Below are 18,471 nucleotides of genomic sequence, written 5' to 3'. Positions count from 1 at the left end.
AGTTTAATACGGTTTTATAAATGGTATTAAAAGGGCGGCTTGAGTCGCCTTTTTTATTGATTTAATTATTTTAAAAGAGATTTCAATGGCATTTAAACATATATCAATAGCACAAACTCTTGAATTATTAGATAAAGAAGACGTAGTAATTGCAGACATCCGCGATCCAAATTCATATCAAGCGGGGCATATTCCAGGTTCTGAAGCGCTTTCGAACGCTAACATTGCACACTTTATGATGGAAAAAGAGTTTGATCAGCCAATAATTATTGTTTGTTATCACGGTATGAGCTCGCAAGGCGCAGCAAGCTACTTAGTGGAGCAAGGTTTTGAAGATGTGTACAGTATGGATGGTGGTTTTACAGCATGGGAAGCGGCCTACAGCGAGAAAGTTGAACGATGATAGAGCTTGGCAGTTTAAATAATCCGCGTGCTGCACAAGGCTTTATAGACTATTTAAAAAGCCAAGGCTTGCAAGGCGAGTTACGCTCAACAGATGGTAGCACAGTAATTATTAGCGTTTTACCTGAGCACTTTCATCAAGTGCAACCGCTTTGGGCTGAGTTTACGCAAAATCCTAATCATGCCCGCTACCAGCAAGCATCTTGGGAAGTTGGAAGCACGCAATCACCGCTTAAGTATCAAGGGCAATCGCTGAATTTAGTGGCGCGATTTAAAGCGCTTAGCTGGCTTAATCAAACGGTTAGCATTTTAAGTATTGTTATTTATATTGCATTTTTATTGGGTGGATTTGAAACAATATATACCACGTTGCAGTTTAATCCTGCCGAGCCATTAACGTGGATTACCCCTGCTATAGTGCACTTTAGCGCCATGCATATTGTATTTAACTTAGTTTGGTGGGTGTCGCTTGGCGATAATATCGAAAAACAATGTGGCAAGCTCAGCTTAATCGGGCTGTTTGTGGTAAGCGCCTTAATCAGCAATTGGGCACAATATTTAATGGTTGGCCCTAACTTTGGTGGCCTAAGTGGCGTGGTATACGCGCTACTTGGCTTTTGCTGGATCCACAGCGCCTTAAACCCTAAACAACCTGCATTAGTAAGCACTGCAATTATTGGTTTTATGCTAATTTGGTTGGTGCTCGGTTTTGCGGATGTGTTGTTTATAGGGATGGCTAATTGGGCGCATTTAGGCGGGTTAATTAGCGGTATGGCTTACGCCGTTACCACGTCTATATTAAAAACTAAAAGCCACAATTAATGATATAAATACTTGGTGAACAAGACTTCACGGATGATCTCTTGTCCCGTTTCTTCTTTTAATAAGCTTTTAAGTTTTGCTGCACTTTTTACTCTTATTTCTTCACGCCCACTGAGCGATTTTATTTTATCTTCAGGTTCTTTAGATAAAATTTCAACTAAGGCGTCGCGCAGCAATGGCGTATGGTGCTCTACGGTTGCAATATCTGATGCGTTATTAAGCATTAAATCGATAGTAATGCGCACATAGCCCATTTTTTTACTCGATGCGCCAATATAGTTGGTAATAATGTCTGGCTCAAAACCAAAGTAACCCACAGTCGAATCTGCTCGTGCGGTTAAGCTTACTAAACTTGCGATAAGTACAAAAAGGCCGGCGAATACTGTTTTTTTCATGTTAAATGCTGTTTTTTATAAACGTGTTGTAAATAGTCTATACCTTATAGTGCCTAATATACAGCGCAGAGCAACTATTAGTGGCAGTAAATCGTACTTTTTCAAATGCTTTGGCAATGTTATTATTCAACTGATTTTTATTAAGTAGAGCAATTGTGATTACTTTCCCTGTTTCATTATCTGCCGATTGGCAATGTGCCTCACTGTTTAGTGATTTATCGAGTGCAGAGCAAGAGTGGTTATTTGAACCGCATTCATTAACAGCCAAATTAAAAAGTCGCTCACAGTGTTTTAGTGTAAAAGTACTTAGTGAGCAAGAGTTTGAGCTTAGTGCAGAGCAACAACAATTATTAGGCTGTACGCAAACTACTGCGCTTAACCGTGAGGTACTTTTACTTTGCGACAATAAACCGGTTGTATATGCGCAAAGCTGGTTGCCAGCAAGTGTTAACGCCGCAAATAATAAATTACATAATATGGGGGAGCGACCATTAGGCGATGTGATTTTTCAAGATCCACAATTAACCCGCACAGATATAGAAATTGCGCGCTTTAATACCCAGCATTCATTACAACAGCTTGTTGCACAATTAAAGTTACCATCGCAAAGTTTACTTGGCCGTCGCAGTCTATTTTCGCTTAAAGACTATAAATTTTTAGTGTGTGAAGTGTTTTTACCAGGAGCGTATTTGTACTCATGAAATTAGCGCGTTTAACCCCAAGCCATATTCCTTATTATATTGCGCTCATGCGTATAGATAAACCAATAGGTACTTTACTATTACTTTGGCCAACATATTGGGCGCTGTGGTTAGCAAATGCAGGAATGCCAAGTTTAACTAACTTTATAGTATTTACGCTGGGTGTTGTGATAATGCGCAGCGCCGGATGCGTTATTAATGATTTTGCCGACAGAAAAATAGATGGTTCGGTTAAACGTACAATGCAGCGGCCATTAGTTTCAGGACAGGTTAGTAGTGGTGAAGCGATTAGTTTGTTTATATTATTAATAACAGTCGCATTTTTACTGGTGTTAATGCTTAGTGTAAATACAATATTACTCTCTTTTGGTGCACTTGCTTTAGCGTTTTGTTACCCGTTTATGAAGCGTTATACACAATTACCGCAAGTGGTGTTAGGCGCAGCATTTGGTTGGGCTATTCCTATGGCTTTTATGGCGTCAATTAATGCACTTCCTATACAGGCTTGGCTGTTATTTATTGCTAATATTTGCTGGACGGTAGCCTACGACACTATGTATGCCATGGTCGACAGAGATGATGACTTAAAAATAGGGGTTAAATCTACCGCTATTTTATTTGGTAAATACGATCGTCACATTATAGGGTTACTTAATTTAGCCTTTATAGCGTTAATGCTCGCTATAGGAGCACTTAATAATATTGGGCTGAGTTATTGGCTTGGTCTTAGTGTTGCTATTGTATTGTTAGTTTACCAACAAGTGCTTATTCAACAACGCGCACGCACCGATTGTTTTAAAGCGTTTTTAAACAATCATTATGTAGGATTAGCCTTTTTTATCGGCTTATTGTTTTCCTACCCTGTCGCATTTTAATAACAGGGTAGAGTATTGTTAGCGGGGTGGATCAATAATGCCACTGATTGACGTGTTTTTTCTGAACCAACCAGCAATCGAGTAGCGTTCATCAACCGCAGGTAGCACTTCATGAACAAAGCGTTCGCTTTCAAATAATACTAAGGTGCCAGCTGTTGGCCTAATAGTAATTTCAATGTCTTTACTTTTAGGTTTATAAATAACTAACTCGCCGCCTTGCTGTGGCGTGTTTAAGTATAAAACGGTGGTAAAAACACGGTTAGAACGACCTTTAAAAGCATCAACATGCTTTTTATAAAAATCACCTAAAGTATATTTTGCGTAGTGGCATTCATAATCAAATAACCCCATAAAAAAACACCGGTTAAGTGTTGTTCTAATGCCTTCCATCGCAGTTTGATAATTTTTTTGGGCTTGCGAACTGCCATCAAACCAGTATGTTTTGTCTTTGCGAATAGTGCTATCAATTTGCTGATTATTTAAGCGGCCAATTCCAGCTAAGCTAAAGTGCGGGTTTATCCGGTAACAATCGGCCATTAAATCAGACATTAAGCCTTCATCAATGGCGTTTTCAACAATAGCGTAACCATAAGCTTCAATATGATCTAAATATATTTCTGAGGTAATAAAGTTGCCCATTGATACTAATTATTAAAATAAAGAGCAGCTAGTCTAGTGCAAAGCAACTTAATAGCCATCATTTATATGTTTAAAGGCACTTATTTTATTTATTAATTTACCGTCATAGCCATTTTTTTTATCAGTGATAACAGGTGCTCTATATGCTCACCCACTTCAATTTTTTGACTCGTTTGTACTATAAGTTGCTCACGGCTTAGGTCTTTATTGGTTTTTAACTGAATAAGATTACTATTTTCAGCAATAGCATTGGTGTGCTCAATGCCTGCTATTGCAAAATGATCTGACTTTTCAAGACCTGCCATTACTTGCTCTATGCTGCCAACTTTAATGCTAGATGATTTGTTTAATCCATCAATGGCTTCATTAAGCATAAGTTGTACGGGTTTAGATTGTGAAAAACAACCAAACATAGGGTAGTGATCTAGCTCTTGTTTGCTAATGTCGGCTTTATGCGCAAGAGGGTGGTTTTTAGAAACAAATAAAATTAGCTGATCAGGTAAGTGAATATCACTACCAATGCTATTAATGGCTTGCGAATAAACACTAATATCTATTTCGCCCTGTTGCAGTTTACGCGAAAGTTCTTGTTTATCTTGGAGTTGCATTTCAATTTTAATATGCGGATATTGATTTAAAAATTGCCCACACGAAATAGGTACAACACTACTTGCTTTGTTGGTGTAGCCAATAATTAGCTTTTTTTCAATAGTGCCATTAATAGATTGAAAAATACGCTGCTTAGTTAATGCCAACTCACTAAGCGTATTTTTAGCATAATCAAGAAAAAGTTCACCAGCATCGGTAAGGTGTACCGAGCGAGTAGAGCGTTTAACTAACTCGTAGCCTATTTCTTCTTCAAGAGTTTGAATGCTACGTGTAAGCGCCGACGTGCTTATTTTAGTTTGTTCTGCGGCTTGTCTGAAGTGGCGTAACATGCCAAGTGCTATGAATTGTTCCAGTTGTTCAAATCTCACTTTATAGTCCCTTTTTATAAGTAAGTCGCATATACGCGAACATAGTAATATTACTTATTAATCTATTAAAATTAATAAGTAATATTTAAATGCGATTGTAAATTTATAATAAATTTCAATCAGCATATCCCTCTTTTAGTATTAATTAAAGAGTGAAATTGTTAAATAGTATTATCCTTTAGGTTAATAACTAATAGTTTGTTATGTGTTTTAAGCTTTTATTATGCAAGTAACATATAAAGTAGCTTTGCCTTAAGGGTTAATAAACCACTGTGCAAAAATTATTATTTGAAACTATAAGCTTTTATTCAACAAAGTTACGACTAACCCGGTTGCTCAATGGTTTATTTTCAATGCTTTGCAGTTCTATTTCAATTGCATCGCAAGAAATATGAATTTCAAATAACGAAGTTAATAACGATAAACTTAAGCAAGTAAGACTAACGCCAAATAAAATAATTCCAGTAGTATTGAGCTCTATAAATAACGCAAACATGGAAAGTGTGCATAGTAAAAAAGATACAACTCCATATACCTGCATGGTTCTTATAAGTTTTATACGCTTTCTTAAATTGGTTATTTGCGCAACAACAACCGGGCGAATTGATTCACCTTCACGGGCGTTTAATCCTCTAATTAATTGCGCTATTACTAAAAATCGGTTTGTATAGGCAAGTAGTAACAATGAAATAGCCGGAAAAAGTAATCCTGGAGTTGTAAGTGTCATATTTATTCCTGCAAGCTGGCTAGTTTATGAATTAACACATTAATGAAAGGCATTGTAAACACAAATAAATGAGGTGAAAATTGCAAAATACTAATAGTGATAACTTAACCGCTGACCCTTTCACATGGATAACAATATATCGCGCTGAAAATAGTTTAGAAGCGAATATAATTAAAGGCTTAATCTTAAATGATGGCATAGAGTGTCAAATTAAAGGTGAAATGCTGCAAGGAGCTTTAGGAGAAATACCGTTTGATCAGGCTCAAGCCAGTGTGCAGGTTTATGCGATAAAAGAGCGCCATGCGCGACAAATATTGGTAAACTACCAGCAAGTAAAACAATCAGCTCCAGATTGGGTGTGTCCTAATTGTAATGAGCATAATGGATCAACATTTGAATTTTGTTGGTCATGCGAGACGTTAAAAAATGACAAAAGCAAATAACTTTCAGCGTATTAGAGAGCTAAACTACTTACAAAAAGCAGTGTTAGCCAGTGCCTTAATTGAACGTATGCTACCTAACTATGGCCTATTTAGTGAAGCAACAGGGTTTGGTGACGAAACCGTTTTACGCAGTGCTTTAAATGTTTGCTGGGAGAAAATACTGCTACCAAAAAGTAAGATTGATCTTGAAAAGCAAATCGAGAAAATAGAACCCAATGTGCCTGAGCTAGCTGACTTTGATATGTTTGGTACGTATCCGGCAATTGATGCCGCGACCGCATTATTAAGTCTTATGCATGGTTTAATGGCGCAAGATGAGCAAGAGCTCATAAATATAAGTAAAATATCGCAAGCAACGGTTGCCCGCTTTATTGAGTATCAAATGACTGTTGAAGGTGAAGTTGCCGATAACAAAGCAATACGCGAACACCCACTAATGCAATACGAAATGGATGTATTAGGTGAGCTAATTGATTTTGTAGAAGCCATGGGCCGTGTGACCTCTGATAATGTTAAAGAACTTAAAAAACATGTGCTTGCTGATGGGCAAACCAATATTGGTTTAACATTATAAAACGTAAATAATTTAGTTTAAAAAGCACCTAAATAGGTGGCAGGAGAAAAACAGTGCGAATTTTGGGCATTGAATCGTCATGCGATGAAACCGGTATTGCTATATACGATGACGAAAAAGGTTTATTGGCGCATCAATTATATAGCCAAGTAAAAGTACACGCAGACTATGGCGGTGTAGTGCCAGAGCTGGCATCACGGGATCATATACGTAAAACGCTGCCCCTTATCGACGCTGCATTTGCACAAGCGGGTTGCGGACCTGAAGATTTAGATGGCGTTGCGTATACAGCAGGCCCTGGTTTAGTTGGCGCACTTTTAGTCGGTACCTCAATTGGTCGCTCTCTTGCTTATGGTTGGGATATTCCTGCTGTAGCAGTGCATCATATGGAAGGGCATTTATTGGCGCCCATGCTTGAGGAAAATGTTCCTGAGTTTCCGTTTATTGCTTTGCTAGTATCGGGCGGACACACCATGATGGTTAAAGTAGCCGGAATTGGCCAATATGAAGTGCTGGGTGAGTCGGTTGATGATGCAGCAGGCGAAGCATTTGATAAAACAGCAAAATTACTAGGACTTGATTACCCCGGTGGCCCACGTTTAGCTAAAATGGCAGAGCAGGGGGTGGCTAAGCGATTTATATTTCCACGTCCGATGACAGACAAGCCTGGTCTAGATTTTAGTTTTAGCGGTTTAAAAACAGCAGCGTCTATCACTATTCGTGAAAACAATGATGACGAGCAAACTAAAGCCGATATAGCACATGCATTTCAAACCGCGGTTATCGATACCTTGGTAATAAAATGCAAACGTGCACTTAAGCAAACCGGTATTAAACGACTAGTAATTGCTGGCGGCGTAAGTGCTAATACGCAGTTACGTTTGCAGTTGGAGCGTGTAATGCAAGGCATGAAAGGGCAAGTGTATTATCCGCGTACCGAATTTTGTACCGACAATGGCGCTATGATTGCGTACGCAGGGATGCAAAGGTTAAAAGCAGGGCAATTTGCTACCCTTGATATGAAAACTAAACCGCGCTGGCCAATTGACAGCCTAGAAGCTATTTAATAGCAGTTAAATATCGCTTTTTTCATCAGTGGGTGCTTTTTTAGCGCCCACTTTTGGCTCGTTACCACTAAATAATCGTGCGATATTAGAGCGATGCCTAAAAATAATTAGTACCGTAATAAAGGTAACGGGGAGCGTATAAAGTGGCTTTATTAACCAAGTGTATAAAGGTGCAAGCGAAACCGCAATTAAGGCAGCAAGAGAAGAGTAGCGTGTTATTGCTACCATAATAAACCAAGTACAAATTAATAAACCCGCCAAAGATAACCCTATAGGTAATAAAGAACCAAAAGCAGTTGCTACCGCTTTGCCCCCTTTAAAACCAAAAAATAATGGGAACATGTGCCCCAAACAGGCGGCCACAGCGACTAAACCAAGCGCAAGCGGCTCAAGATCTAAAAAGTAGGCCCCCCAAACGGGAATAGTGCCTTTTAAAACATCAAATATCAGAACTAAACAAGCGGGTAGTGCGCCCCCCAGCCGGTAAACATTAGTTGCCCCTGGATTATTAGAGCCATTACTACGCGGATCGGGGAGTTTAAATAACCGCGAGACGAGTATGGCCGACGAAATCGACCCAAGTAAATAGGCTAAAATAAACATTAAAGTGGCTAACACGTGCTTCCTTATTTTTTAATTGTACTTTTTCGGCTATTATTGACGTCAAAATTTATAAACTGCTTTAATTACTAACTAGTATAGCTACCTTGTTATTGTAGAAGTAATTTATATGTATTTAAACACTGATTAAAGTATATACAGTATTAATTTAATTGATACATTATGCAGTTAACTCAGTGGCTTGTTACTGTCATTAGGAGCATTAATGGACAAGGTATTTATATCGCAATTACACGTCGACACTATTATTGGAGTGTACGACTTTGAAAAAGAAAGTAAACAAAGCCTTTACTTTGACGTTGAAATGTTAAGTGATATTAAACCTGCAGCTGCAAACGATGATATTAATTTAGCACTCGATTATGCAAAAGTAAGTGAGCGGATCATTGAGCACAGTACGGCAAAACCGGTAGAGCTGCTCGAAACCTTAGTTGAGCAATTAGCACATATAATTTTGACTGAGTTTAATACCCCACAAGTTACTATTCGAGTAAGTAAACCTACAGCCGTTGCTCAGGCGCAAACTGTGGGTGTTGAAATTACGCGTACTAAGGCAAGCATTTAAATGGCGCAAATTTATATCAGTTTAGGGTCAAATATTAATAAGGCGCATTATATGCGCTGTGCGCTTATAGCGCTCAAGCCGCACTTTAACGACTTAGTGCATTCCTCAGTATTTGAAAGCGAAGCGGTTGGATTTGCTGGTAATAACTTTTATAACTCGGTGGTTGGTGCTACAACCGATATGCCATTAGCAGATGTATGTAGCTTACTAAAGCAAATTGAGCGCAATAATGGCCGTACTGCAAACGATAAAAAGTTTAGCCCGCGGACTCTCGATTTAGATTTACTATTTTATGATGATGTAATTTGCGACTCTCCCGCACAATTACCACGTGACGAAATTACAAAAAACGCCTTTGTATTACAGCCCCTAGCTGAAGTGGCCCCGCATTTTTATCACCCTGTTGCACAGCAAACCATTGCCGATCTTTGGCGCGAGTACAACAACCCTCAACAAAAACTATGGAAGGTGGAGTTTTCTAACCCATGAGTATTATTGAAATTATTGTTTTAGCTCTTATTCAGGGGTTTACTGAATTTTTGCCTATTTCTAGCTCTGCGCACTTAATTTTACCATCGCAAATATTAGGCTGGGAAGATCAAGGGTTAGCATTTGATGTTGCAGTACACGTAGGTACTTTAATTGCAGTAGTGATTTATTTTCGTAAAGAAGTAAGCAGCATACTTAGTGCGTGGTTTAAGTCGTTTGGTGCGCAAGGTAGCACAGATGACAGTAAATTAGGCTGGTGGATAATTTTAGGCACAATTCCGGCCGCTATTTTAGGTTTGCTTTTAAAAGACATGATTGAGCTTTATTTGCGTAGCGCATGGGTGATCGCGGTTACCACCATTATATTTGGTTTATTGCTTTGGTATGCGGATGCAAAAGGTAAGCAAATTAAAACGATTTATCAGCTAAATTGGAAAACCGCGCTTATTATAGGCCTAGCACAAGCCGTTGCGATGATCCCAGGTACGTCACGTTCTGGTATTACTATGACCGCGGGTTTAATGCTTGGCATGAATAAACAAAGCGCTGCACGCTTTTCGTTTTTACTGGCAATACCTATCATTTCAATGATGGGACTTTACTATACCGTTGAGCTTGCACTAGGGGATCATCTAGTTGACTGGAGCACCTTATTATTAGGTGTTGTGTTGTCATTTTTATCGGCTTATGTCTGTATTTATATGTTTTTAAAAGTAATAGAACGTATGGGAATGTTGCCATTTGTTATCTACCGATTATTGCTAGGGGTCGGGTTAATTGTATTTTTAACGCTGTAATTAATATTTTTTACTCGTTTAGTTTAAGCGTTTAAAAGCCTTCCTAGTGTGGAAGGCTTTTTTGTCAGTGATACTTTTAACGGTAGTGGCTTAATTATTAAGTTACTTAGGCGTTTTTGGCAACAGTGAAATGCGCATGCGCAATGGTAACGAAGCACGAATTTTGGCATTATAGCGCCATTAAACTTTGCTGTTGTGCAAAGTAAGCACACGATTAAAGGAAAGTAGATGCATATTCATATTTTAGGTATTTGTGGCACCTTTATGGGTGGAATAGCTGCGATTGCTAAATCGCTTGGCCATAAAGTAACTGGGTCTGATCAAAACGTTTATCCACCTATGAGCACGCAGCTTGAAGATCTCGGAATTGAGCTAACCCAAGGCTACGAGGTAACCCAATTAGAGCCAGCGCCAGACATGGTGGTTATTGGCAATGCCATGAGCCGAGGCAATCCATGTGTTGAATATGTACTTGATAAAGGTCTGCCTTATACATCTGGGCCTGAATGGCTAAAACATAACTTATTACAAAATTCATGGGTACTTGCTGTTGCTGGTACACATGGTAAAACCACCACAGCGAGTATGCTTGCATGGATTTTAGAGTATGCGGGTTTAAAACCGGGCTTTTTAATTGGCGGCATAGTACAAAATTTTGGCGTGTCGGCCAAAGTAGGCGAAACCCCCTTTTTTGTTATTGAAGCAGACGAATACGACACTGCATTTTTTGATAAGCGCAGTAAGTTTGTGCATTATTTACCGCGAACACTTATTTTAAATAATCTTGAGTTTGATCATGCCGATATTTTTGAAGATTTAAACGCGATTAAAAAACAATTTCATCATTTAATACGTACAGTACCACAAAGTGGCAAAGTTATTTGGCCAAAGGATGATCAAGCACTTAGTGATGTAATAACTCAAGGGCTATGGAGCGAAAGTGAAACCTTGGGTATTGATTGGAATTATGAACCAATAAAAGCCGATGGCAGTGAGTTTAAAGTGTTTTTAAATAATGAAAAACAAGGCACCGTTAATTGGCAGGCAATGGGTGAGCACAACGTTAAAAATGCTATTATGGCAATCGCAGCTGCGCGCCATGTGGGCATTGCCGTTGAGCATAGTATAGCGGCACTTGGCGAGTTTATTGGCCCTAAACGACGCATGGAGCTCAAAGCCGATATTAATAATATAAAAGTGTATGACGATTTTGCACATCATCCAACGGCTATTCAAACCACATTAGCAGGGCTGCGCGCTAAAGTAGGTAGTGATAAAATAATTGCTATTTTAGAGCCGCGATCAAACACCATGAAAATGGGCGTGCATCAACATACATTACTTGCCTCGTTGAGTGATGCTGATGAGGTACTGCTTTTTGAGCCAGAAAACCTAAGCTGGTCGCTGAGCGAACAAGCGGCTACAGCCGGTATGCAGTGTTTTACCAGTACCCAGGTAATTATTGATACCGTACTTGATAATATAGCAGCTAATCAACATATTTTAATAATGAGCAATGGTAGTTTTAATGGCCTGCATCAGCAACTAGTCGATGCACTGGCTAATAAATACAGCGGAGAATAATTTGCAATTTAAAGACACAATTACCTTAGCATTTAGTGGCGCGTCGGGTGCGCCTTATGGCTTGAGATTATTAGAGGTATTAATAGAGCAGCAATTTCAGGTGTATGTGCTTATTTCAAGTGCAGCGCGAGTGGTATTTGATATTGAATCTGGTATTAAGCTCTCAGGTAATGAAACCAAAGCCAGTGAGCAATTAAGTGCGCTATATAACGCCAAGCCAGAACAGCTAAAAGTATATGGTAAAGACAACTGGTTTAGCCCGGTAGCCTCAGGATCAGCTGCCCCTAAAAAAATGATAGTGTGCCCTTGTAGCGCGGGCACGGTTTCGGCTATTGCTGTAGGTGCATCTGACAACTTACTAGAGCGCGCCGCTGATGTGGTAATTAAAGAGCGTGGCCATCTTATTTTAGTGCCACGCGAAACACCATTTAATCAAATTCATCTGGAAAACATGCTTAAGCTTTCACGCTTAGGGGTCACCATTATGCCCGCGTCGCCGGGTTTTTATCATCAGCCACAAAGTATTGCCGATTTAGTTGATTTTATGGTGGCGCGAATTTTAGATCATTTAAACATTGAACATAACCTAACAAAGCGTTGGGGTTATGGTGAGGGCAAGTCATGAGTAAGCAACAAATTGCTTTAAATATAGCAGGCCTTACTAAGGTTTATACTAATGGGGTTGAAGCTGTAAAGGGTATTGATTTACAAGTGCGTGAGGGCGATTTTTTTGCCTTACTTGGCCCTAATGGAGCGGGTAAGTCGACCACAATTGGTGTTATTTCATCACTGGTAAATAAAACTAAAGGTAAGGTAGAGGTGTTTGGTTGCGACATAGACACCGACCTAGAGGCTGCTAAAGCGCATTTAGGCTTAGTGCCGCAAGAGTTTAATTTTAGCCAATTTGAAACCCTAACCCAAATATTAGTAACTCAAGCGGGTTATTATGGTGTACCACGCGGCGAAGCACATAAACGCGCCGAAAAATATTTAACCCAATTGGGGTTACTAGATAAAAAAGATAAACAAGCGCGTACGCTTTCAGGTGGCATGAAACGCCGTTTAATGATTGCTCGCGCACTTATGCATGAGCCTAAATTACTGATTTTAGATGAGCCAACGGCTGGTGTTGATATAGAGCTGCGTCGTTCAATGTGGGATTTTTTACGCCAAATTAATGAGCAGGGCGTCACCATTATTTTAACCACTCATTACTTAGAAGAAGCAGAGTTATTGTGTAAAAACATAGCCATAATAGACAATGGCTTGATTGTTGAAAACACCACAATTAAAGCACTGTTATCTAAGCTTGATAAAGAAACCTTTATTTTAGATTTAAAAACACCGGCTAAGCCAGTTACGCTTGAGGGTTATAAATTTACTATGGACGATGAGCATACTATTGAAGTTGAAGTGGCTAAATCGCAAGGCTTAAACGCTGTATTTAGTGCGCTAACTGAGCAAGGTAATACCGTATTGAGTATGCGTAACAAAGCAAATAGATTAGAAGAGTTATTTGTTGGATTATTAGAACAAGGTCGAGGCAAGTAAATGTTTAAATATGGCGTAGCCTTAAAAAGTATTTGGATTAAAGAGTGTATTCGTTTTTTACGTATTTGGGTGCAAACCTTAGTACCTCCAGCAATTACCATGAGTTTATATTTTGTTATTTTTGGTAACTTAATAGGCTCACGTATTGGTGATATGGGCGGCTTTAGTTATATGGAGTTTATAGTACCTGGGCTGATAATGATGTCGGTTATTACTAACTCTTATTCTAATGTAGCCTCAAGTTTTTACTCGACTAAATTTCAAAAAAGTATTGAAGAGCTACTTGTAGCCCCAGTACCAAACTATATTATTGTGCTTGGCTATATGGGCGGTGGTATGACGCGCGGAATAATGGTGGGCTTTATTGTTACCTGCGTATCGTTATTATTTGTTGATATTCAAATTCATAATATTTTTATCATTATGGCTACCGTTATTTTAACCTCAGCAGTATTTGCACTCGGTGGCTTAATAAATGCTATATATGCAAATAGCTTTGACGATATTAGTATTATTCCTACCTTTATTTTAACGCCGCTAACTTATTTAGGTGGGGTGTTTTATTCAATTACCTTACTGCCAGAGTTTTGGCAAAACGTATCACAAGTAAATCCTATTATTTATATGGTTAACGCGTTTAGGTATGGGTTTTTAGGCGTGTCGGATGTTGATTTAAGCTTGGCACTTGGTGTTATTTTAGTATTGATTATCGCGTTATTTACCTTAGCGCTGACATTAATTAAAAAAGGTGTGGGGCTAAGACACTAATGACTGATGCAAATTCGCGTAGTATTGTATCTAATCAAGCGGGTATTCACGAAAAGCTGGATGACATAGTTAGCAAGCATTTAAACGCAGAGTTTAAAAAGCCAATAGCAGCACATACACAAACAGCGTTTGATGAGGTGAATGCTAAAGTACAGGCGTTTAATGGCCCACTTATTTTAGATTCGTGTTGTGGTGTAGGAGAAAGTACCGCTAATTTAGCTAAGCGCCATCCCGATGCGCTGGTAATTGGTATTGATAAATCGTCGCACCGGTTAGATAAGCACGATGTAGAGTATAAACAAACCGACAGTGGGCAATATATTTTGGTGCAAGCAGATTTAAACGACTTTTGGCGTTTAGCCGTGGCTGCAAACTGGCAACCTAGTCACCATTATTTGCTTTACCCCAATCCGTGGCCTAAATCTAAACATATTCGTAGGCGTTGGCACGGCGCGGCTATTTTTCCGTTTATTGTAAAGTTAGGCGGTAAATTAGAGGTTCGCAGTAACTGGGATATTTACGTTAAAGAGTTTGCCAGAGCACTTGAACTAACCGGTAATGCTTGTCAGGTTTCTGCTTATGGGGCAGATGAAGCAATCACCCCATTTGAGCGGAAATACTGGGCCAGTGGCCAACAAAGCCACCGCTTAGTTATTAATTTAACTCAGGGTTGATTAACTTTACTACTCAAATAATGGATTAACATGTGGCGCTGGGTGGGCAATGTAACTACCCTGCATTAGCGTCACATTTACTTTTTTGAGTGCCGTAGCAATAGCTTTGTTTTCTACCATAGAAGCAATTAGTTGAATATTTTGCTGCTTTGCAAAATTGGCTGTGTAATCAACAAATAGCGCCGTGTTCTCATCATTAACTATTTGCTTTATTAGCATGCCATCTAACTTTATTACGTCAATTTCCAATTTTAAAATATTGAGTGTATTTGCAAAGTCATTGCCAAAACTGTTAATCATCACCTTGATCCCCTTACTTTTAACCATAGTTATAAATGCCCTTACGCTTGAATAATTGGCGATAACTTGTGGTTCAAATAAAACTAAAGTGATATTTGCAGGGTACGGATAGCGCTGTAACTCGTAAGCAATGTATTCATTTATGCTAGGGTCTAATATATCTTCAATAGTAATATTTAAACTCCAGCTAATTTGTGTTTTACGAAAGCGGCTAAGACACTGTGAAAATAATGTACGGGTTAATAAGCCATCCATACGCAAGCGTATTACGGTATTTGAAAATGCATCGGGTTTTAAAATTTCGCCCTGTGAAGTCACTATTCGTGGCGTGCACTCGTAGTGTAGTGTTTGTTTAGACTCTATATCAATAACAGCCTGAAAATAGGGCACAACGCGCTTTTGCTCAAACGCTTCACGTACTTCTTTTGCTATTTCTAAATTATATAAATACAGCGACTTTGAGTCATTTATAGCCTCAGAGTAATTAACAACACTAAGGTTACCTTGTTTTGCCTGTAAAGCCGCAATATGGGCATTTTTTAGCAGTAACGACTTGTTTCCTCGGGCAATACCTGCACATAACGTAATGTAAATAAAGGGATTGGTTAAAAATGGCGTATTAAAATTATATGATTGGATTAAATTACTTAGCTCTTCGTATGGGGTTTCTTTGGGGGTTAGTAACACCAGTTTATTGGTTGCTACACGATAAATACGATAATTTACATTGCTGTGCTTTTTAAAGTGTATTAGTAATTTTTTCATTACTTTGTCACCCACTTTAGTACCGTAAAAGCGGTTTATATTTTCAATTTCGTTCACCCAAATTATGGCCATTTGCATATGGTGAACAGGGGTATTTAAAAAATATTTTTCAAGCGCAATATGATTAGCAAAACCACTACCAGAGTCTCTCATGGCAGCGCGTTTAGTCGCGTAGTTATACATAATCAGCAACAATATAATAATAACTAAAAAAAAGCCGCCTAAAACAGCCGATGTTGAGGCGCTTTGCGCTAACTTATTATTAATAGTTTTAAGGCTTATATCGGCAGCAGTTAAATATGTAATGCCATTTTTATCAATATGCGGGATAAAAATAGTTTTAAAGTCGCCCCATTGATCACTCGATATTTCAAAAACAGGCTCAGTAGATAAAAAGGCACCAATATTAGCTTTAGTTGCCTCTGGGTATAAATCTAAAAACTGGGTTACCTTGCCACTATTTTGATCCTCTTGGGTGTAGCTAGAGGCGCTAAAATGAACCTTGCCATTAATTAACACCATAGAATACACGTAAGCAATATCGAGTGCTTGTGCAAGCTCAGAAAGCTGCTTACTTTTACTTTCGTAAGTTGCAAAGCTAATAGTTTGGGTTTTATTTATTTTACTGTGATAGTCATCGCCCAAAATATATTTAACGCTGGTGGCTGCATTAATAAGACGATTATCGAGAGTGTTAATTACATCACTGCGAATGGTGCTATAAGTATAATAAACACAGATAATTAAACTGATTAAAAACAGCATAAAAGCGCTTATTAACCCATTTATTCTTAGTTTTCCTTGTAGCATATAATTCCCTTTTTATTGTTAAATTAATTATACGCAAAAAAAACAAATGCCCAATGACTTAATTGATTTTGAATTAAAAAGATAAAAAACAGCCAAAATTAGTATTATTTGTCATGTCATTTAGCGTTTTTATGGCTTTAAGCGAGACATTTTCTTAATATTGCAGTAAAGTTAGCGCAATTATTAAAAACCCTGTTACTAAAATAGCACCTTAATTTAGTGTGTTTAATAGAGTAGCAGGCGTTTTAGCCACACACTAGGTATTAAGATGGATCAAAAGCGTTTTGCCGTCGCCTCTAAAGAAAGCCTTAAGCGTATATTTACTGTACCTGAAGCGCCAGACTCAACTTTAAGCAAAATAGAGCTTGAAATATCGAGTAATTTAGCAGGTTTTTTAAACGAAAACATTGCGGCAATTGAAAAACCATTACACGAAATTGAAAAAGACTTTCAGTCGGCGATGATCCCAGAGGATCCAACGTTTGTATCTGCTTATGCGCAAGATATAATGGAGCAGCTGGTTGCACACTCTGTGCATACCGCAGCGCCTAGCTTTATTGGCCATATGACTTCTGCTTTACCTCATTTTTTACTACCACTGTCAAAGCTAATGGTAGGGCTAAATCAAAACCTAGTAAAAATAGAAACCTCTAAAGCTTTTACCCCACTTGAGCGCCAAGTGCTTGGAATGATGCACCATTTAGCGTACGGGCAACAACACGAGTTTTATGCTAAATGGATGCACAGTGCAAAAACATCATTAGGTGCATTTTGCTCAGGCGGTACTGTAGCCAATATTACGGCGTTATGGATTGCGCGAAATCGCTTATTAAAACCTGATGGCGATTTTAGGGGGATAGGCGCACAAGGCTTAATTGCCGGTATGCTGCATTACGGCTATAAAGGCTTAGCTATTTTAATTTCTGAGCGAGGCCATTATTCGTTAGGTAAAGCGGCTGATTTATTAGGAATTGGTCGTGAAAACTTAGTGGGTATTAAAACATGCGAAAACAATAAAGTAGATGTTAATGCCATGCGCGAAAAAGCCTTAGAGCTTGAAGCGCAAGGTATTAAAGTAATGGCCATTATTGGAGTAGCGGGTACCACAGAAACCGGTAATATCGATCCCCTTGAAGCGATGGCAGATTTAGCACAAGACATTAATTGCCACTTTCATGTTGACGCTGCATGGGGCGGGGCAACTTTGTTATCTAATACCCATCGCCATTTACTCAAAGGTGTTGAGCGCGCAGACTCAATTACCATTGATGCACACAAACAAATGTATGTTCCTATGGGAGCTGGGTTGGTGTTGTTTAAAGATCCAACCGCTACCGATGCAATTGAACATCATGCAGAGTATATTTTACGTAAAGGCTCAAAAGATTTAGGTAGCCATACACTTGAGGGCAGCCGCCCAGGTATGGCAATGTTAGTACATGCTTGCTTACGTGTAATTGGCCGTAAAGGCTACGAAATGCTAATCGATCGTAGTATTAAAAAAGCCCATTACTTTGCTAATTTAATTAAAGCAGATGAAGATTTTGAGCTGATCTCAGAGCCAGAGCTGTGCTTATTAACGTATCGTTATGTGCCTAAGCAAATAAAGCAGGCAATTGCAGATGCTGATCCACAAACACGGATTGATATTTTTGCCTCACTTAATCGCTTTACTGCAAGTATGCAAAAACGGCAACGTGAATCAGGGCGATCATTTGTATCACGTACGCGTTTAACGCCTACTCAATACGATAATCAGCCCACCGTGGTATTTAGGGTAGTACTTGCTAACCCACTTACATCAGGCGTTATTTTAAAAGAAATTTTAGCTGAACAAAAAGAGTTGGCTAAAACAGATCCGGTATTTAAAAAGTATTTAACCAAGTATATGTAATTAAAATATTAGCTTAAATAAAAAAGACGCT

General features: G+C 38.7%; 22 protein-coding genes. 16 read left to right on the top strand and 6 right to left on the bottom strand.

Annotated features, from left to right (window positions below; genetic code table 11):
* Window positions 1-85: 85 nt before the first annotated feature.
* Both glpE and glpG read left to right on the top strand, forming a co-directional pair.
* Window positions 86-403, top strand: coding sequence for a thiosulfate sulfurtransferase GlpE (glpE, locus tag RB215_RS11345; protein ID WP_011328971.1), 318 nt, complete (start codon window positions 86-88; stop codon window positions 401-403).
* Window positions 400-1,224 (top strand): rhomboid family intramembrane serine protease GlpG, encoded by an 825-nt coding sequence (gene glpG, locus RB215_RS11340; RefSeq protein ID WP_011328970.1) that lies wholly within the window; start codon window positions 400-402, stop codon window positions 1,222-1,224. Before glpE ends, glpG begins: the two co-directional genes overlap by 4 nt.
* On the opposite strand, the gene RB215_RS11335 is transcribed toward glpG, so the two are convergent.
* Window positions 1,221-1,619 (bottom strand): flagellar basal body-associated protein FliL, encoded by a 399-nt coding sequence (locus RB215_RS11335; protein WP_011328969.1) that lies wholly within the window; start codon window positions 1,617-1,619, stop codon window positions 1,221-1,223. The two genes, glpG and RB215_RS11335, sit on opposite strands and share 4 nt — an antisense overlap.
* Window positions 1,620-1,774: 155 nt before the next feature.
* On the opposite strand from RB215_RS11335, the gene RB215_RS11330 reads away from it, so the two are divergent.
* Together RB215_RS11330 and ubiA are read left to right on the top strand one after the other, a co-directional pair.
* A complete protein-coding gene (locus RB215_RS11330; RefSeq protein ID WP_011328968.1) occupies window positions 1,775-2,320 on the top strand; it encodes a chorismate lyase in 546 nt (181 codons plus the stop codon).
* Complete coding sequence (gene ubiA, locus RB215_RS11325; RefSeq protein WP_086994012.1) at window positions 2,317-3,195, top strand: 4-hydroxybenzoate octaprenyltransferase; 879 nt, start codon at window positions 2,317-2,319, stop codon at window positions 3,193-3,195. Before RB215_RS11330 ends, ubiA begins: the two co-directional genes overlap by 4 nt.
* Before the next feature lie 18 nt (window positions 3,196-3,213).
* Here ubiA and RB215_RS11320 read toward each other — a convergent pair whose 3' ends face one another.
* The 3 genes from RB215_RS11320 to RB215_RS11310 form a co-directional block, all read right to left on the bottom strand.
* Complete coding sequence (locus tag RB215_RS11320; RefSeq protein WP_041454529.1) at window positions 3,214-3,834, bottom strand: 2OG-Fe(II) oxygenase; 621 nt, start codon at window positions 3,832-3,834, stop codon at window positions 3,214-3,216.
* Window positions 3,835-3,926: 92 nt separating this feature from the next.
* Window positions 3,927-4,811: a LysR family transcriptional regulator gene (locus tag RB215_RS11315; RefSeq protein WP_041454528.1), complete on the bottom strand. Its 885-nt coding sequence runs from the start codon at window positions 4,809-4,811 to the stop codon at window positions 3,927-3,929.
* Between the two features lie 304 nt (window positions 4,812-5,115).
* Window positions 5,116-5,538: a DUF2721 domain-containing protein gene (locus RB215_RS11310; RefSeq protein ID WP_011328964.1), complete on the bottom strand. Its 423-nt coding sequence runs from the start codon at window positions 5,536-5,538 to the stop codon at window positions 5,116-5,118.
* Window positions 5,539-5,618: 80 nt separating this feature from the next.
* Between RB215_RS11310 and RB215_RS11305 the strand changes: the two genes are divergently transcribed.
* The 3 genes from RB215_RS11305 to tsaD are packed head-to-tail and all read left to right on the top strand — an operon-like array spanning window position 5,619 to window position 7,622.
* Window positions 5,619-5,981: a DUF2007 domain-containing protein gene (locus RB215_RS11305; protein ID WP_011328963.1), complete on the top strand. Its 363-nt coding sequence runs from the start codon at window positions 5,619-5,621 to the stop codon at window positions 5,979-5,981.
* Window positions 5,965-6,555: a YjaG family protein gene (locus tag RB215_RS11300; RefSeq protein ID WP_011328962.1), complete on the top strand. Its 591-nt coding sequence runs from the start codon at window positions 5,965-5,967 to the stop codon at window positions 6,553-6,555. Before RB215_RS11305 ends, RB215_RS11300 begins: the two co-directional genes overlap by 17 nt.
* Before the next feature lie 53 nt (window positions 6,556-6,608).
* Entirely contained in the window at window positions 6,609-7,622 is a 1,014-nt protein-coding gene (gene tsaD / locus RB215_RS11295; protein WP_309216412.1) for a tRNA (adenosine(37)-N6)-threonylcarbamoyltransferase complex transferase subunit TsaD, read from the top strand.
* 6 nt (window positions 7,623-7,628) lie between these two features.
* On the opposite strand, the gene plsY is transcribed toward tsaD, so the two are convergent.
* The gene (plsY, locus tag RB215_RS11290) at window positions 7,629-8,240 is read right to left on the bottom strand and encodes a glycerol-3-phosphate 1-O-acyltransferase PlsY (protein ID WP_182684350.1); all 612 of its coding nucleotides are present in this window, start codon (window positions 8,238-8,240) and stop codon (window positions 7,629-7,631) included.
* A gap of 208 nt (window positions 8,241-8,448) precedes the next feature.
* Between plsY and folB the strand changes: the two genes are divergently transcribed.
* From folB to RB215_RS11250, 8 genes are all read left to right on the top strand, one after another.
* On the top strand, window positions 8,449-8,808 hold the full coding sequence (folB, locus tag RB215_RS11285) for a dihydroneopterin aldolase (RefSeq protein ID WP_309216411.1): 360 nt from the start codon (window positions 8,449-8,451) through the stop codon (window positions 8,806-8,808).
* On the top strand, window positions 8,809-9,297 hold the full coding sequence (gene folK / locus RB215_RS11280) for a 2-amino-4-hydroxy-6-hydroxymethyldihydropteridine diphosphokinase (protein WP_041454526.1): 489 nt from the start codon (window positions 8,809-8,811) through the stop codon (window positions 9,295-9,297). It begins immediately after the preceding gene.
* A complete protein-coding gene (locus RB215_RS11275; RefSeq protein ID WP_011328957.1) occupies window positions 9,294-10,094 on the top strand; it encodes an undecaprenyl-diphosphate phosphatase in 801 nt (266 codons plus the stop codon). Before folK ends, RB215_RS11275 begins: the two co-directional genes overlap by 4 nt.
* 228 nt (window positions 10,095-10,322) lie before the next feature.
* Window positions 10,323-11,678: a UDP-N-acetylmuramate:L-alanyl-gamma-D-glutamyl-meso-diaminopimelate ligase gene (gene mpl, locus RB215_RS11270; protein ID WP_309216410.1), complete on the top strand. Its 1,356-nt coding sequence runs from the start codon at window positions 10,323-10,325 to the stop codon at window positions 11,676-11,678.
* Window position 11,679: 1 nt separating this feature from the next.
* Complete coding sequence (locus tag RB215_RS11265) at window positions 11,680-12,303, top strand: flavin prenyltransferase UbiX (RefSeq protein WP_041454762.1); 624 nt, start codon at window positions 11,680-11,682, stop codon at window positions 12,301-12,303.
* Window positions 12,300-13,229, top strand: a complete 930-nt coding sequence (locus RB215_RS11260; protein WP_011328954.1) for an ABC transporter ATP-binding protein — start codon at window positions 12,300-12,302, stop codon at window positions 13,227-13,229. Before RB215_RS11265 ends, RB215_RS11260 begins: the two co-directional genes overlap by 4 nt.
* Window positions 13,230-13,997, top strand: coding sequence for an ABC transporter permease (locus tag RB215_RS11255; protein ID WP_309216409.1), 768 nt, complete (start codon window positions 13,230-13,232; stop codon window positions 13,995-13,997).
* Window positions 13,997-14,671 carry a tRNA (guanosine(46)-N(7))-methyltransferase TrmB gene (locus RB215_RS11250; protein WP_011328952.1) on the top strand — a complete coding sequence of 225 codons (675 nt, stop codon included), beginning with the start codon at window positions 13,997-13,999 and terminating at the stop codon, window positions 14,669-14,671. Before RB215_RS11255 ends, RB215_RS11250 begins: the two co-directional genes overlap by 1 nt.
* A gap of 9 nt (window positions 14,672-14,680) precedes the next feature.
* On the opposite strand, the gene RB215_RS11245 is transcribed toward RB215_RS11250, so the two are convergent.
* Window positions 14,681-16,546: a GGDEF domain-containing protein gene (locus RB215_RS11245; protein WP_089368662.1), complete on the bottom strand. Its 1,866-nt coding sequence runs from the start codon at window positions 16,544-16,546 to the stop codon at window positions 14,681-14,683.
* 268 nt (window positions 16,547-16,814) lie between these two features.
* Here RB215_RS11245 and panP point away from each other — a divergent pair, with 268 nt between their 5' ends.
* The gene (panP, locus tag RB215_RS11240) at window positions 16,815-18,440 is read left to right on the top strand and encodes a pyridoxal-dependent aspartate 1-decarboxylase PanP (protein ID WP_309216407.1); all 1,626 of its coding nucleotides are present in this window, start codon (window positions 16,815-16,817) and stop codon (window positions 18,438-18,440) included.
* Window positions 18,441-18,471 lie beyond the last annotated feature (31 nt).

This window comes from Pseudoalteromonas sp. HL-AS2, from assembly GCF_031198805.1.
Taxonomy (GTDB): domain Bacteria; phylum Pseudomonadota; class Gammaproteobacteria; order Enterobacterales; family Alteromonadaceae; genus Pseudoalteromonas; species Pseudoalteromonas nigrifaciens.
The sequence above is the reverse complement of the archived record's forward strand: the minus strand, read 5'-3'. Positions and strand labels throughout refer to the sequence as shown.